At 62.8% G+C, this 15,243-nt stretch carries 13 protein-coding genes and 1 pseudogene; 6 read left to right on the top strand and 8 right to left on the bottom strand.

Annotated features, from left to right (window positions below; all coding sequences use genetic code 11):
* Window positions 1-47 precede the first annotated feature (47 nt).
* The gene (locus tag ABSG20_RS14130; RefSeq protein WP_423865122.1) at window positions 48-665 is read left to right on the top strand and encodes a hypothetical protein; all 618 of its coding nucleotides are present in this window, start codon (window positions 48-50) and stop codon (window positions 663-665) included.
* Window positions 666-1,074: 409 nt separating this feature from the next.
* On the opposite strand, the gene ABSG20_RS14125 is transcribed toward ABSG20_RS14130, so the two are convergent.
* From ABSG20_RS14125 to ABSG20_RS14115, 3 genes are read right to left on the bottom strand one after another with little or no spacing between them, the layout of a single operon-like run.
* Entirely contained in the window at window positions 1,075-2,832 is a 1,758-nt protein-coding gene (locus ABSG20_RS14125; RefSeq protein WP_423865121.1) for an NAD+ synthase, read from the bottom strand.
* 45 nt (window positions 2,833-2,877) lie between these two features.
* Window positions 2,878-3,231: a diacylglycerol kinase gene (locus ABSG20_RS14120; protein WP_423865120.1), complete on the bottom strand. Its 354-nt coding sequence runs from the start codon at window positions 3,229-3,231 to the stop codon at window positions 2,878-2,880.
* A gap of 1 nt (window position 3,232) precedes the next feature.
* Window positions 3,233-4,621 carry a class II 3-deoxy-7-phosphoheptulonate synthase gene (locus ABSG20_RS14115; protein WP_423865119.1) on the bottom strand — a complete coding sequence of 463 codons (1,389 nt, stop codon included), beginning with the start codon at window positions 4,619-4,621 and terminating at the stop codon, window positions 3,233-3,235.
* A gap of 153 nt (window positions 4,622-4,774) precedes the next feature.
* On the opposite strand from ABSG20_RS14115, the gene ABSG20_RS14110 reads away from it, so the two are divergent.
* Window positions 4,775-5,680 (top strand): alpha/beta hydrolase family protein, encoded by a 906-nt coding sequence (locus ABSG20_RS14110; protein ID WP_423865118.1) that lies wholly within the window; start codon window positions 4,775-4,777, stop codon window positions 5,678-5,680.
* A 16-nt stretch (window positions 5,681-5,696) separates the two neighbouring features.
* On the opposite strand, the gene ABSG20_RS14105 is transcribed toward ABSG20_RS14110, so the two are convergent.
* Genes ABSG20_RS14105 through rpiA form a run of 4 tightly spaced genes read right to left on the bottom strand, consistent with a single transcriptional unit; the run spans window position 5,697 to window position 9,758 of the window.
* The gene (locus ABSG20_RS14105) at window positions 5,697-7,046 is read right to left on the bottom strand and encodes an aspartate aminotransferase family protein (protein ID WP_423865117.1); all 1,350 of its coding nucleotides are present in this window, start codon (window positions 7,044-7,046) and stop codon (window positions 5,697-5,699) included.
* Window positions 7,047-7,095: 49 nt separating this feature from the next.
* Entirely contained in the window at window positions 7,096-8,481 is a 1,386-nt protein-coding gene (gene gor / locus ABSG20_RS14100) for a glutathione-disulfide reductase (protein ID WP_423865123.1), read from the bottom strand.
* A 33-nt stretch (window positions 8,482-8,514) separates the two neighbouring features.
* Window positions 8,515-9,036, bottom strand: a complete 522-nt coding sequence (locus tag ABSG20_RS14095; RefSeq protein WP_423865116.1) for a DUF2059 domain-containing protein — start codon at window positions 9,034-9,036, stop codon at window positions 8,515-8,517.
* Window positions 9,033-9,758 (bottom strand): ribose-5-phosphate isomerase RpiA, encoded by a 726-nt coding sequence (rpiA, locus tag ABSG20_RS14090; RefSeq protein WP_423865115.1) that lies wholly within the window; start codon window positions 9,756-9,758, stop codon window positions 9,033-9,035. Before rpiA ends, ABSG20_RS14095 begins: the two co-directional genes overlap by 4 nt.
* A 305-nt stretch (window positions 9,759-10,063) precedes the next feature.
* Between rpiA and ABSG20_RS14085 the strand changes: the two genes are divergently transcribed.
* The 4 genes from ABSG20_RS14085 to ABSG20_RS14070 all read left to right on the top strand — a co-directional run bounded on the left by ABSG20_RS14085 (window position 10,064) and on the right by ABSG20_RS14070 (window position 15,001).
* Window positions 10,064-10,753, top strand: coding sequence for an HAD-IA family hydrolase (locus ABSG20_RS14085; RefSeq protein WP_423865114.1), 690 nt, complete (start codon window positions 10,064-10,066; stop codon window positions 10,751-10,753).
* 773 nt (window positions 10,754-11,526) lie between these two features.
* On the top strand, window positions 11,527-12,561 hold the full coding sequence (moaA, locus tag ABSG20_RS14080) for a GTP 3',8-cyclase MoaA (protein ID WP_423865113.1): 1,035 nt from the start codon (window positions 11,527-11,529) through the stop codon (window positions 12,559-12,561).
* A 296-nt stretch (window positions 12,562-12,857) separates the two neighbouring features.
* Window positions 12,858-13,397 (top strand): TRAP transporter small permease subunit, encoded by a 540-nt coding sequence (locus ABSG20_RS14075; RefSeq protein WP_423865112.1) that lies wholly within the window; start codon window positions 12,858-12,860, stop codon window positions 13,395-13,397.
* Entirely contained in the window at window positions 13,394-15,001 is a 1,608-nt protein-coding gene (locus tag ABSG20_RS14070) for a TRAP transporter large permease (RefSeq protein WP_423865111.1), read from the top strand. The genes ABSG20_RS14075 and ABSG20_RS14070 overlap by 4 nt, the downstream gene beginning before the upstream one ends.
* Window positions 15,002-15,024: 23 nt before the next feature.
* On the opposite strand, the pseudogene ABSG20_RS14065 reads toward ABSG20_RS14070, so the two are convergent.
* Window positions 15,025-15,243: pseudogene (locus ABSG20_RS14065) on the bottom strand (ABC transporter substrate-binding protein); the annotation flags it as partial.

The raw sequence follows: 15,243 nt of genomic DNA, 5'->3' as shown, positions 1-15,243 counted from the left end.
CAAAAAGCGGGAGTGAGATTGAGATAATTTCGGGTGGGGGCTGAAACATGAATAAGTCAAAGTGGAAGCTTTTTGTCATTATCTTATTTTCGCTAGCATTTTCAAAAGAGCCTGCTAACGCTGCAAGTTTATTTAGCGTCGAATTTTTTGGAAGCGTCTCGTCGGCCGTTGCCACATCTCTCGCTGGACCGCCGAAGGCGAGTCCGGCGCTGGTTGGAGAGTCCTTCAGCGCAATTGTTGAAGTGGAGACGGGCGTGCCATCGCCGGTGGGATACGCCGCGCTTAGCGTAAACCTGAGCAATACAGGTGACTTCCTCGTACCAATTCCGTCGCAAACCGAGACTGGAGCGTCCTATTTCGGACCATCGACCTTTAACGGGAGTTCAGGATCGATACCAGGATTTACGTTCATCTATACAGCCGGCAGTCCCTTGAGCGACATTCTCACCGCTCAGATTTTGGTCGACAGCGTGGATAGAGCCGATGATAACGGCGTTCTGACGTTGACGTTGCAAACAACACAAGCCTTCGGCCCAAACTCCGTCTCTCCTGTTCCCCTCCCGCCTTCCCTTCCGATGTTCGCTTCCGCGCTTCTGGTGCTGGGGATATTCGGTTTTTGCGCGTGGCGGAAGCATGGACCACCAAGTTTTGCAGCCATCTCCTGAAGCGAGGAGAATGCGACACATCGCGTTGGCGCGCCGAGAACTGGCCATACGGCACCGTGGCTCATCGTCCAGCCAATCCGCCGACAATGCCGGTGGTACTGATTACCGACGAGGGGCGCCGATATATTTCCAGGTGCGTGGGCGGATTGGAGCCGAAGGCGTAATCCGCCGCCTTCATGCCGCGTATTCCGCGCGCAAAACACCCGCGCCTCGCCGATTCCCGCGATCCCCAGCACGCGCCGAAATTGCTCGCTGCTTCAACTTCGCCACCGCAGCCTTCCACAAGAAATCCCTCGGATAAACATTCTGGTTCACCGGTTGTGACACCTAAGCGGCGGATTACGACCATCCGGTCCGCGCGACGCGCGAACCAGATAGTCTCCAATCCGCCCTTGCGCTACGCGCTGATCTATCCCTCAAATGCCTCCGCCGATCCGCGGCCGGCGCGCGATAGCAGCGCTTGATCGGGTTCGGGCAGCGGCTTGCCGCTATCGCGAAACCTGTTGGTGATGGGATAGCGGCGGTCGCGGCCGAAATTCCGGCTCGTCACCTTGACGCCGGGCGCTGCCTGGCGCCGCTTGTACTCGGCGATGTTGAGCAGGCGGTCGATCCGCGCCACCACTTCGCGATCGAACCCGGCGGCCACGATCGAGGCCAGCGGCTGTTCGCGCTCGACCAGCCGCTCCAGGATGCCATCGAGCATGTCGTAGGGCGGCAGCGAATCCTGGTCGGTCTGATTTTCGCGCAGCTCCGCCGTCGGCGGCCGGGCGATGATGTTGACCGGGATGACCTCGCCCGATGGCCCCAGCGCGCCCTGCGGTTTCCATGCATTGCGCAGGCTCGAAAGCCGGAACACTTCGGTCTTGTAGATATCCTTGATCGGATTATAGCCGCCGTTCATATCGCCATAGAGGGTGGCGTAGCCGACCGACATTTCCGACTTGTTGCCGGTCGTGACCACCATCGCGCCCGACTTGTTGGAGATCGCCATCAGGAGCGTGCCGCGGGCTCGCGCCTGCAGATTTTCTTCGGTGATGTCGCGCGGCAACCCTGCGAAGGCGCCTGAGAGGATTTCTTCAAGACCGTTGACCGCCGGCGCGATCGGCAGCACCTCGTAGCGGATGCCGAGGGCGCCTGCGAGCCTTGCCGCGTCATCGAGCGACACCTGCGCGGTAAACCGAAATGGCAGCATCACGCCGCGGACGCGTTCCGCCCCGAGCGCATCGACCGCGATCGCCGCGCATAACGCGGAATCGATGCCGCCGGATATGCCGAGCAGCACGCCGGGAAAGCCGTTCTTTCCGACATAGTCCCGCACGCCCAGCACGCAGGCCGCGTAATCGCCCTGGTCGCCATCGAGCACCGGCGCGACCGGCCCGCTGCAGCGCCAGCCGCCGTCGCGCCGGCTCCAGCGCAGCGTCGTGATAGCTTCGCAAAAGCCCGGCAATTGCGCCGCGACCGACAGATCGGCATTGAGCGCAAACGACGCGCCGTCGAACACCAGTTCGTCCTGGCCGCCGACCTGATTGAGATAAACCAGCGGCAGCCCGCTTTCGGTGACCCGCGCCACCGCGATCGACAGCCGCACGTCATTCTTGTCGCGCGCGTAAGGCGAGCCGTTCGGCACCACCAGGATTTCCGCGCCGGTCTCGGCGAGACATTCGACGACGTTCTCGTATTCCTCGGATTGTTCGAGCCAGATGTCCTCGCAGATCGGCACGCCGACCCGGATGCCGCGGATGGTCACGGGACCTGCGGCGGGACCACGCGCGAACAGACGCTTTTCATCGAACACGCCATAATTCGGCAGGTTGGCCTTGTAGCGAATCGCCGCGATCCGTCCCTCGTCCAAAAGCGCACAGGCATTATAGAGTTTGCCGTCCTCGACCCAGGGACTGCCGATCAGGACCGCCGGGCCGCCATCGGCGGTCTCGCGCGCCAGGCTCTCGATCGCGGCGCGGCATGCCGACTGAAAGGCCGGCTTCAGAACCAGATCTTCCGGCGGATAGCCGGCAATGAACAGCTCGGGCAGGACCACGAGATCGGCGCCGTCGGCGCGCGCCTTGGCGCGGGCCGCGCGGGCCCTGGCGGCGTTGCCCTCGACATCGCCCACCGTCGGGTTCAACTGCGCCAGCGTCATCGTGAACTGGTTGGCTGTTTCGGTCATCAAGCAATGGTGCCTTGGGCGCGGCCAAACTGCAATCGCCTGCTTTCAGATCGCGCCCATGCGCTCGGCGATGGCCGCGATCCAGAACAGACCGGCCATCACCAGCGCCACCCCCACCGCGGCGGAGCCCATATCCTTGACCCGCCTGATCTGCGGATCGGGATCGGTGGTCAGCCGGTCGGCGAGTTTCTCGATCGCGGTGTTGAGCAGTTCGATGACCAAAACCAGAACCACCGCGGCGATCAGTTCGACCCGGCGCATCATGGTGGCGCCGATCAGCCACGCCAGCGGCAGCGCCAGCGCCAGCGCGGCGATCTCTTCGCGAACGGCCTGCTCCGAGCGGATCGCAAAGGCGAGGCCGTTGCGCGTATTGATCGTGGCGCGCCAGAACCTCAGCAAATCACAGTCCCGCCGCGACCGGCATCGGCTTCTGCTTGCCGCCGCGGTCCTGCTTGAGCAATTCCGCGATCAGGAAAGCCATGTCGATCGACTGCTCGGCATTGAGACGGGGATCACATACCGTGTGGTAACGATCGTTGAGATCCTCGTCGGTGATGGCGCGGGTGCCGCCGATGCATTCGGTGACGTCCTGGCCGGTCATTTCCAGATGGACACCGCCGGCATGCGTGCCCTCAGCCGAGTGGATCGTGAAGAACGACTTCACCTCGGACAGGATCCGGTCGAACGGACGGGTCTTGTAGCCGGAGGTCGAGCTGATGGTGTTGCCATGCATCGGGTCGCACGACCACACCACCACACGGCCTTCGCGCTGCACGGCCCGGATCAAATGCGGCAGATGATCGCCGACCTTGTCCGCCCCGAAGCGGTTGATCAGCGTCAACCGCCCGGGCTCATTGTCCGGATTGAGCACGTCGATCAGCCGCAGCAATTCATCCGGCCGCAGCGACGGGCCGCATTTCAAGCCGATCGGATTCCTGATGCCGCGAAAATATTCGACATGGCCGTGATCGAGCTGGCGGGTGCGGTCGCCGATCCAGATCATGTGGCCCGAGGTCGCGTACCAGTCGCCGGTGGTGGAATCGACCCGCGTGAAGGCCTGCTCGTAGCCGAGCAGCAGCGCTTCGTGGCTGGTGTAGAAATCGGTGGCGCGCAGCTCGGGGTGACTTTCGAGATCGAGCCCGCAGGCGCGCATGAAATTCAGCGCGTCCGAGATCCGGTCCGCCAGTTCCCGGTAACGGCGCGACTGCGGGGAATCCTTGAGGAAACCGAGCATCCACTGATGCACGCTGCCGAGATTGGCGAAGCCGCCGGTGGCGAAGGCGCGCAGCAGATTGAGCGTCGCAGCCGACTGCCGATAGGCCATCAGCTGACGCTGCGGATCGGGGGTGCGCGACGGCGCCGTGAATGCAATATCGTTGACGATATCGCCGCGGTAACTCGGCAGCTCGACGCCGTCGATCCTTTCGGTCGGGGACGAACGCGGTTTGGCGAATTGACCGGCGATACGGCCGACTTTCACCACCGGCACGGCCCCCGCATAGGTCAGCACCACCGCCATCTGCAGCAGCACACGGAAGAAATCCCTGATGTTGTTGGCGCCGTGCTCGGCGAAGCTTTCGGCGCAGTCGCCGCCCTGAAGCAGGAAAGCCTCGCCGGCGGCGACACGGCCAAGCGCTTTTTTCAGGTTGCGGGCCTCACCTGCAAAAACCAGCGGAGGAAACGTGGCCAGCTGCGCCTCGACATCGGCCAATGTCTTGGCATCGGGATAGACGGGCACCTGCTGCACCGGTTTGGCGCGCCAGCTGTCGGGGGTCCACCGCTCGGCCATGACATCAACTCCTGAGCAAAAACCATTACTTACCCGATATACACAGGCTGATGACGGACCGCCAGTTGCAATTCTACCCTCCGCGACACGCCCTTGCGGCCAAAGCTGGATTCGCATTTGCTGGAGCGGTCGGGAAGCACGGGAGAAAAGGCGGTGGCACAGGCTGCGCTGGACGACGTTTTCATCGATGACATCGCCTTTCCCGCGGCCGACGGATATCTGCTGGGGGCGACGCTGTTCTTGCCGCGTGGGGCGAAACGCCACGCCGTCCTGATCAATTCGGCGACCGCTGTGCCGCGCAGGATCTACCGGGGATTCGCGGGCTATCTGGCGCGGCGGGGCTGCACGGTCCTGACCTACGACTATCGCGGCACCGGCGCCTCCCGGCAGAAGGCGCTGGTCGGCTATAACCAGCCGAAATCGCTGGTCGGCTTCAAGGCCTCGATGTCGGATTGGGCCGCGCTCGATGTGACCGGCGCGGTCGACTGGATGCGCGAGCGTTACGGCAATCTGCCGCTGACCTATGTCGGCCATTCCTTCGGCGGCCAGGCACTCGGATTAATTCCCAACAACCGCGAGGTCTCGCGGGCCCTGTTGATCGCCGCCCAAGCCGGATACTGGAAGCTGATGGCCGCGCCCGAGCGTTATCGCGTCTATGTCTTGCTGAATTTCGTCGGCATCCCGCTGACCCGGCTATTGGGTTATGCGCCGGGCTGGAGCGGTTTCGGCGAGGACCTGCCCAAGGACGTGTTTCTGCAATGGGTCAGCTGGGTCATGAGCAAACGCTATATGTTCGACGATCCCAACCTCAAGGGTGTCAAGAACTTCGCCGGATTCCACGGTGCGATGCGGGCGCTGTGCCTTGCCGACGATCCCTGGGCGACGCTGCCGACGGTCGAGCTGCTTTGTTCGGAATTCGTCTCGGCCAAGCCGGAAATCCTGACCATCGCGCCCGCTGACGCCGGCGTGGCCAAAATCGGCCATTTCGGTTTCTTCCGCCCCGAACACCGCGACACGCTCTGGAGGGGGGCTGCGGAATGGATCGAGGCGTGGGAATAGGCTGCTATTGATCTCTTTATCGACCAATGGTTTTCAATGCGCTGTCTACCGCGGAGCCGAGCCTGTCGACGATCATGTCGATGTCGTCTATCGTCGCGATGTAGGGCGGAGCCAGCAGGACATGGTCGCCGCTGCTGCCATCCAACGTCCCGCCGGCCGGATAACAGGCGAGGCCGCGCTCGAACGCCGCAGCCTTGATCCTCTGGTTGAGCTTGAGGCCGGGATCGAACGGCTGGCGGCTGGCGCGATCGGCGACCGGCTCGATGGCCTGGAACAGGCCGCGCCCGCGGATATCGCCGACGTGCCGGTGATTGCCGAAGCGCTCGGTCAACCGTCGCTCGAGGTGACTGCCGAGGTTCCTGACGCGTTCGAGCAGCTTCTCTTCGTCAATGATCCGCTGCACCTCAAGCGCCGCCGCGCAGGCGAGAGGGTGCGCGAGATAGGTATGTCCGTGCTGGAATACTCCCGAGCCCTGCCGGATCGTGTCGATGATGCGCGCGCTTGCGAGCATCGCGCCAATCGGCTGGTAGCCGCCGCCGAGTCCCTTGGCGATGGCCTGGATGTCGGGCGCAATGCTCTCCTGTTGCCACGCGTGAGTCGTACCCGTGCGGCCCATGCCGCACATCACCTCGTCGAGGATGAGCAGGGCGCCGTGCCGGTCGCAGATGTCGCGCACAGCCGTGAAGTAGCCTTCGGGCGGCGGCACGCATCCGGCGGTGGCCCCGACGACAGGCTCGGCAACGAAGGCGGCGACCGTGTCGGGGCCAAGGCGCTGGAATTCAACCTCCAGTTCGGCCGCCAGCCGCGCCACGAAATCAGCTCCGGATTCGTCGTCCCGCTTCTCGTGATACGCGAATGCAGGTGTCACGTGGCTGAAGGCGGACGACAGCAACGGCGCATAGGGTTGGCGACGCCAGGCGTTTCCCCCCGCCGCCAACGCGCCCAGCGTATTGCCATGATAGCTCTGGCGACGGGCGATGAAGCGCCGGCGTTGCGGCTGACCGCATTCGATGAAATATTGCCGCGCCAGTTTGATGCTGGCCTCGATCGCCTCCGACCCGCCGCTGACGAAGTAGGCGTAGGCGAGCCCGCCAGGCTCGTCGCCGACGAGCCGGTCGGCCAGCGCCTCCGCCGGCTCCGACGAGAAAAAGCCTGTATGGGCATAAGCGAGCTTCGATGCCTGCCGGGCGATGGCCTCGATCACGCGCGGATGTTGATGTCCGAGACAGGAAACCGCAGCGCCGCCGGAGCCATCGAGAATCCGGCGGCCATCCTCGGCAATGAGCCAAACGCCGTCGCCACCGATCGCTCCGGGAGGCTTTTCGCGCAGGCTTCGATGCAGCACGCGGCTGGGTCTGGCGCCCATGACATTCAGCCTTTCTCGAACGCGCCGCTCAAGGTCGCGGGCCGGGAAGCTATTCCGCGGCCTCGCGCACGTGACGCGCGCTCGGCGTCCGCATGGTCACGAGTTCTTCGGCCGCGGTCGGATGCAAAGCCATGGTCGCGTCGAAATCGGCCTTGGTCGCCTTCATTTTGACGGCGATAGCGACCAGCTGCACCATCTCGGCCGCGCCGTCGCCGACGATATGACAGCCGACGACGCGGTCGGTTAAGGCATCGACCAAAAGCTTCATCAGCACCCGCGTGTCGCGGCCCGACATCGTCGCCTTGATCGGCCTGAAGTCGGCCTTGTAGATATCGACGTGACTGAATTGCGCGCGCGCCTGCGCCTCCGTCAGCCCGACGGTGCCGACCTCCGGCTGGCAAAACACCGCGGTCGGAATCTCGGCATGATCGACCTGAACCGGCCGCTTGCCAAACACCGTATCGGCAAAGGCGTGGCCCTCGCGGATCGCGACCGGCGTCAGGTTGGTGCGGTGGGTGACGTCGCCGATCGCGTAGATGTTTTCCACCGAGGTGCGGGAAAAGCCATTGACGGCGATCCCGCCATTGCCAGGATTGATGGCGACGCCGGCCTTTTCGAGCCCGAGATTGGCGACATTGGGATGCCGTCCGATGGCGAACATCACCTGGTCTGAGGCCAAGCTCGAGCCGTTCGACATATGCGAGGTAAATTCCTTGCCGTGTTTTTCGATGCTGTCGACCGTGCAGCCGGTCAGAATGGTGATGCCGTCCTTCTCCATCTCGGCGCGGACATGGGCGCGGACGTCCTCGTCGAAGCCACGCAGCACGTTGTCGCGGCGATAGATCAGCGTCACGTCGGAACCCAGCCCGGCAAAGATACAGGCAAACTCCAGCGCGATATAACCGCCGCCCTGGATCACGATGCGCCGCGGCAGCGCGCTCAAATGAAATACCTCATTCGAGGAGATCACGTGTTCGATGCCGGGTATCGCAACCCCGTGATTGGGGGCGCCGCCGGTGGCGATCAGCACATATTTCGCTCTGACGGCCTCGCCGCTGGCGAGCCGAAGCGTATGGGGGTCCTCGAACACCGCGCGGCTCTTGACGATGCGGGCGCCGGATTTTTCCACATTGGCGGTATAGGCGGCCTCCAGCCGCGCGATCTCCTTGTCCTTGTTGGCAATCAAGGTCGGCCAGTCGAATGTCGCGGCCGGAATACTCCAGCCGAAGCCCGCCGCGTCCTCGATCTCGTGGTGGACATGGGAAGCATAGACCATGAGCTTTTTCGGCACGCAGCCGCGTATCACGCAGGTGCCGCCCATCCGGTACTCTTCGGCAATCATGACCCGCGCGCCATGGCCGGCGGCGATCCGGGCGGCGCGAACCCCGCCCGAGCCCCCTCCGATGACGAACAGATCGACGTCGAACTCGGCCATGTCAGCCATGATCGAAATACCAATCCCCAAGGATCAGATTTGCTTGCCGCGCTTGCGCATCTCGGCGCGAAATTCACCATTGACCGTTTCGGCAAAGTTCTGCGCCCACTGGTTCATATAGGACATGCTGAACTGAATGGCCCGCGGCTCCGCCGTAAGCAGCTTCTGGCCGAGCGGCGACTTGTAGAACGTAACCAGGTCCTTCAGCTCCTGCTCGGTAAACTCGTTGGCGTAGACGTTCGCCATGCCGTCGCCGATTTCCTTCTCGCGGCCGGCGAGCTTCTGGGCGACGACCGCGGCAACCTCGTTGAGATCCTTCTGGTAGTTGAGATTGTTCTGCAACAGCTGATCCTTGGTGCGCTGAACAATATTGGGAACCGCGCTGGCATACATCGCGCTGGCGTTTTTCATCGCCAGAATTTCCTTGGCCGCCGCAATCGCCGCCGGCGATGCCGGCTTGAGCGGCGGCGGCTGCTGCGCCCCGGCTGCGACGCAGGTCAAGGCCAATCCAACCGCAAGGCCCGCCGCCGACAAAATTCTCGCAAGGCTCTTCATTCCAAGTCTCCCAGATTTCGGCCCTCGGGCCGTTCAACAACGCGAATCCCCCCAGAGCCTGCCAATATCGCCATACTGGCGAGGCCGATAAACAAACCGTGCTCGACAACACCGGGAATAGGGGTCAACAGGCCCGCCAGCCGCGGGGCATCGGCTATTCGTCCGAGATGGGCATCGACAATGCAGTGGCCGCCATCGGTGACAAAAACGTGGCCGTCTTTGCGCTTTCGAACCACCATTGGCCCGGAAACCCCGCCTTCCGCAAATGCCTTTTCCAATGCACGCCGGGTCGCCGCGAGGCCGAACGGAATCACCTCTATGGGTAACGGAAAGCGGCCCAGGGCATCGACCCATTTGGAGTCGTCGGCGATCACGATCATGCGATCAGACGCTGACGCAACGATCTTTTCGCGCAGCAAGGCGCCGCCGCCGCCCTTGATGAGATTGAGAGCCGGATCGATTTCATCGGCGCCATCGACGGTCAGGTCGAGCCGGTCGATGTCATCGAGCGTGGTCAGGGCGATCCCGCATCGGGCCGCATCGGCGCGGGTGGCTTCTGATGTCGGCACCGCGATAATGTCGAGCCCGGCGCGAACCCGTTCGCCGAGCAGTTCGACAAAAAGCTTCGCGGTCGACCCGGTACCGAGGCCGAGCCGCATGCCGTCGCGCACGTGCTCCAGCGCACGGGCCGCCGCTTGCCGTTTCAATCCATCCATATTCACTGGCAAATGATGTCCCAGGAGCCGCCGCCGACAGGCGCTGTCCGGCGGGGGCTATTTAGCGTCGTTTTATGCGGAGGAACAGTGCCGTGCGACAAGCCGGCCGGAATTGATGGCCTTGGCCGCGCCAGCGAGCGTCGGTTTGGTCCATCGCCTGGCGCAAACGCGACTATCGCCAGCCCCGGCCGTTACGAATGCCGCCCTGCCGGCAAGTTCCGGCATGGTTTTCCCCGCACGCCTTCCGGATTCGCACAGCAGCCTGCCATCACCCACTTGCGTGATCGAGCACAGAACGATAGCGATTTTCGATGACCTCTGCCCTCACTCTTGTGTTCGATCTTGACGGCACGCTCGTGGATACGGCGCCCGACCTGATCAACGCCCTCAATTTCGTTCTCGAAAGCGAAGGCCTGCCCCCGGTCCCGCTGCATTCCGCACGGGCGATGATCGGCGCCGGGGCCAGGCGGCTGGTTGAACGCGGCCTGAATCTGGACGGCCGCTGCTATGGTCTCGAAGACGTCAACCGGCTGACGTCCGACTTCATAGACTACTATGCTGCCCATATCGCCGATGCGTCGCGGCCGTTCGAGGGGCTGGAAGGCGCGCTCGATGATTTGGGGGCGCAGGGCTTTCGCTTTGCGGTTTGCACCAACAAGCTGGAGTGGCTGTCGAAGCTGCTGCTCGACCGGCTGGGATTGAGTTGGCGATTTTCCGCGATTTGTGGCGCAGACACGTTTGGCGTTGCAAAGCCTGACCCGGCCATCCTGCAGCAGACGGTCGCGCGCGCGGGCGGACATCTTTCCGCCACCATCATGGTCGGTGACGCTGGTCCGGATATCGGCGTAGCCCGACGCGCCGGCATTCCCGTCATCGGCGTCGAATTTGGCTATACCGACGTTCCGATCGCCGACCTCAAACCAGATCGGCTGATCAGTCACATGAGCGAACTGCCAGCCGCCGTGCAAGCCTTGATGCCATCGCTCCGATTATCCACCTAAGATATTGATATTATTATATTTATAAACCCATCGATCGCGCCGTTAACCATCTATTGACGATAAACTTCCCCAAGGTTGCGTGGCCGTCCTGACACTCTTATGGTCGATGCGGGGATTGCGGCAGTTAGCCGCATTAGCACAACGGATTGATCATGCGTCGCGCCATCGTGATTGTCGCAGCCGGGGCCAGTCTGGCCGGATGCTCGTCGTTATCGTTGGACGCCTTAAAGCCGACCCCACCACCCCTGCAGGTCCAGCTCGAGTCGACCCCGTCGGGTGCCGATGCGCGTACCTCGCTCGGCCCGGGGTGCAAAACGCCGTGCTCGGTCTCCCTGACGGCTCCAGAAAACGGCTTCTCGGTGACTTACTCGCTGAGCAGATTCCAGCCGGCGACCATTCCGGTGCAGGTGATCCACAACCCCGGCGACTGGTTCAGCGCTGGCACGACCAGAGCCGATCCCAATCCGGTGGTTGCGCAGCTTCAACCCGCGGCGCCGCCGCCCCCGCCGGTCCGAAAGAAGTTGGTGAGGCCGAGAAAGCCAAAACCGCCGAAGTCGCCGACCGCCGCGGCGCCTGCGGAATCGCCGTTCCCCGACGCGCCAGCTCCGGGTTCGGCGCCCGCGGCACCGGCAGCAGCTCCGCCGCCGGCTGCACCCAGCCGCTGACGCCCGCACTGCAGCAGGCCAAGGGCGGATTGTCGGCGGATTGCATCACGCCTACATTGCGATTACGCCTTGGCCTCAGGGCGCTTGCTGCAATGACAAGGCTATTGAATGAACGGACCTGCCTTAAGCCCTTCCGCATCGTTGTCCCGTCCCATGACCGATCCGTTTGGGCGGACGATCAGCTATTTGCGGGTGTCGGTTACGGATCGCTGCGATCTGCGCTGCTTTTACTGCATGTCCGAAGACATGACATTTCTGCCCAAGGCCGACCTGCTGACCCTCGAAGAGCTGGATCGGCTTTGTTCGGCATTCATCGCCAAGGGTGTGCGAAAGCTGCGGCTTACCGGGGGCGAACCTCTGGTCCGGCGCAACGTCATGGCGCTGGTGCGCTCGCTCTCACGGCATCTGGCCACCGGTGCACTCGATGAACTGACGCTGACGAGCAATGGCTCGCAGCTTTCGCGTTTCGCCGGCGAGTTGCGGGACTGCGGGGTACGCCGCATCAACGTATCGCTGGACACGCTCGATGCGGCGAAGTTCCGCACCATCACCCGCTGGGGCGATCTCGACAAGGTTCTGGCCGGCATCGAGGCCGCCCGGTCGGCCGGTCTGGCGGTCAAGATCAACGCGGTTGCCCTGAAGAATCTGAACGAGGACGAGATCCCCTCGCTGATGGAGTGGGCGCATGGCCTGGGAATGGCGCTGACGCTGATCGAGGTCATGCCGATGGGCGACATCGGCGCCGGACGTATCGATCAGTACGTGCCGTTGTCCATGCTCCGCGCGCGTCTCTCCAAGCGATACACGTTGAGCGATCTCGACGATGATACCGGCGGCCCGGCGCGCTACGTTCGCGTCAGCGAGACCGGTGGCAAGCTCGGCTTCATCACGCCGATGACCCATAATTTCTGCGAGTCCTGCAACCGGGTGCGGATCACCTGCACCGGCACGCTGCATACCTGCCTCGGCCATGAGGACGCCTCCGACCTGCGCAAGCCGTTACGCGCCTCCGCCAGTGATGAACTGCTCGGCGCGGCGATCGACCGCGCCATCGGCCTGAAGCCCAAGGGCCATGACTTCATCATCGACCGCCGGCACAACCGCCCGAGCGTGAGCCGCCACATGAGCGTCACCGGCGGTTGAGTTTTTCGACATCGATGCGGCTGGGCATTCGACCGTTAACCCCCGCGTCAGGCTGTCGATTTTCCAATTGACGCCAACCCGACGCGCTGAAATGGTGCGCCGGCTTCATGCTTGCTCGGCTCGATAAGCCGCAGCGCCCCCCGGGTGCGGTCAAGACGGCAAAGACCCGATGGGGAGGACATCAGTTGCGATCGCTCCTGCAAATGAGCCATGGCACCACGCGTTCAACACGGCGGCGAAACGATGCTCGCTGAAACATCGGGCGCGGCTTGATGGCGGGTGCCGGAGAAAACACCATGCGTCCATGGCTGGCGGTCAGCGCCTTGATCGACCGGATCAATGAGAAGATCGGCTATTTTTGCAATTTTCTGGTGCTGGCCGCCTGTATCGTCAGCGCCGGCAACGCCATGATCCGCTATGCGTTCGGCTACAGCTCCAATGGCTGGCTTGAACTGCAATGGTACATGTTTGCCATTCTGGTCATGTTCGGCGCGTCGTACACCTTCAAGCGCAACGAACACGTCCGGGTCGAGATCTTCTATCTGTTCCTGTCCGAGCGCGGCCAGCTCTGGCTCGATCTGATCGGCACGCTGTTCTTCCTGATCCCGGCCTGTCTGCTGCTCTCCTACCTGTCCTGGCCGTTCTTTCATCAGGCCTATGTCGTCAACGAGACCTCCAGCAATGCCGGCGGCCTGATCCGCTGGCCGATCAAGTTCGTGATCCCGGCGGGCTTCGTGATGCTGGCGTTGCAAGGCGTGTCGGAAGTCATCAAGCGCATCGCCGCGCTGCAGGGCCAGGTGACGATCGACGCGAAATACGAGAGGCCGACGCAATGATCACGCTGGAAACCATGCCGCCGCTGATGTTCAGCGGTCTGGTGCTGGCCATGCTGATCGGCTTCCCCGTCGCCTTCACGCTCGCCGCGGTCGGGCTTTCGTTCGGATTCCTGGCGATTTATCAGGGCTTCTTCGATCTCAATTTTCTGCAGGCGATCCCTGGCCGGATATTCGGCAGCGTGCTCTCCAACGACCTGCTGCTGGCGATTCCGTTTTTCACCTTCATGGGCGCGATCCTGGAACGCTGCGGGCTGGCCGAAGACATGCTGGATTCGATGGGCCAGCTGTTCGGGCCGATCCGCGGCGGCCTCGGCTATTCCGTAATCATCGTCGGCTTCATTCTCGGCGCCATCACCGGCACGGTGGCAGCCCAGGTCATCGCCATGGCGCTGATCTCGATGCCGGTGATGATCCGGTACGGCTATAACATGCGCTATATCACCGGCGTGCTGGCGGCATCCGGCACCATCACCCAGCTGGTGCCGCCTTCTCTCGTGCTCATCGTTCTGGCCGATCAGCTCGGCAAGTCGGTCGGCGACATGTATCTCGGCGCCTGGGGACCCTCGATTTTCCAGATCGCGTTGTTCGCCGGTTACACTTTCCTGCTCGGCCTGTTCAAACCGGATCATGTGCCGCCGGTGCCGAAGCAAGCCCGTACGCTGACAGGCTGGCCGCTATGGCGGAAATGCCTGCTCGGCATCATCCCCTCGGCGGTGCTGATCTTTGTCGTGCTCGGCACCATGATGCTCGGCCTGGCCACCCCGACCGAGGCCGGCGCCATGGGTGCCGTCGGCGCCATCGTGCTGGCGGCCATCCACAACAAGGATTTCTCGACCAACGGCCGAAGGCTTCTGATCGTTGGCGTGATTGCCTGCGGCATCGGCACCATGGTCGGAATTTTCCTGTCGGAAGGACTTGTCTTCAAGCTTGCCTTTGCCGTCACCTATTTCGCGGTGGTGTGGATTTGTCTTGAGGCCGTCCGCATTCCCGAGTTGCGGGGCCTGATCAGGCAGGGCTACGAGACGACGATGCGCATCACCACCATGGTGGTGTTCATCCTGATCGGTTCGACCTGTTTCTCGGTGGTGTTCCTCGGCGTCTCCGGCGGCGTATGGCTGGAGCATCTTTTGACCTCCCTGCCCGGCGGGGTCTGGGGATTCCTGATCTTCATCAACCTCTTTATCTTCTTCCTGGCGTTTTTCCTGGATTTCTTCGAGATCGCTTTTATCATTTTGCCGATGATCGCGCCGATCGCGCAGAAGATCCTGGCGCCGGTGGTCGGAGCGGATGCCGCGCTGATCTGGTTCGGGGTCATGCTGTGCGTCAACATGCAGACATCGTTCATGCATCCGCCGTTCGGCTTTGCGCTGTTTTATTTGCGCGGCGTCGCGCCGAAGGAAGTCAAGAGCTCCGACATATACTGGGGCGCCCTGCCCTGGGTGGGATTGCAGGCGATCATGGTCGTGCTGGTGATCGCCTTTCCGATTACGGTCACCGCGCTGCTCGACAAGCCGTCGACCGTGGATCCCAGCAAGATCCAGATCGATATTCCGCAGGTCGAGCTGCCGCCGCTCGATTTCAGCGAGCCGCCGAAATTCAAATAGCTGTCGCCGATTTCAAGATGGGGTTAGCCGCGGGTGCGCGAGCGGATCATGAAGCTGTCGAAGGTGTATTCGGCGACCTGCCACCACAGATACTGGTCGGAGCGATAGGCCTGCATCGCATCGATGGATTTCTTGAAGTCGGCGTTCTTGGCCGAGATTTCCGCCCACAACTCGTTGGTTGCCTTCAGACAGGCTTCCAGCACTTCGTTGGTGAAGGGACGAAGCTGCGTACCGCCCGCCAC

The sequence above is a fragment of the Bradyrhizobium sp. genome (assembly GCF_049512235.1).
GTDB lineage: Bacteria > Pseudomonadota > Alphaproteobacteria > Rhizobiales > Xanthobacteraceae > Bradyrhizobium.
This window is presented reverse-complemented; position numbering and strand designations above follow the sequence as displayed.